At 64.1% G+C, this 334-nt stretch carries 1 protein-coding gene; it reads left to right on the top strand.

Features of this window, described 5'->3' with window-relative positions; genetic code table 11:
- Positions 1-334, top strand: a 334-nt coding sequence (locus CAY82_RS26870; protein ID WP_170931153.1) for an immunoglobulin-like domain-containing protein, incomplete at both ends; no start/stop codon positions are given.

The raw sequence follows: 334 nt of genomic DNA, 5'->3' as shown, positions 1-334 counted from the left end.
ACCCGACGCCAGCTCAGACCACCATCAACGACTCGGTGGACACCACCACCGCGACGCTGACGGCGAACCCGTCGGTGACCGAAGGTGGCGTGATCACTTACACCGTGACCCTGAGCAACCCGGCCCAAACCCCGGTGACCGTGACCCTGTCCAATGGCCAGACCATCACCGTCGAAGCCGGCAAGACCCAGGGCAGCGTCGACTTCCAGACCCCGGCCAACGACGTCTACAACAACGGCTCGACCGTCAGCACCACGATTACCGGTGCTACCGGTGGCAACTTCGAGCAGTTGGTGCCGAACCCGACGCCGGCTCAGACCACCATCAACGACTC

The sequence above is a fragment of the Pseudomonas sp. SID14000 genome, assembly GCF_002165135.1.
GTDB lineage: Bacteria > Pseudomonadota > Gammaproteobacteria > Pseudomonadales > Pseudomonadaceae > Aquipseudomonas.
The sequence above is the reverse complement of the archived record's forward strand: the minus strand, read 5'-3'. Positions and strand labels throughout refer to the sequence as shown.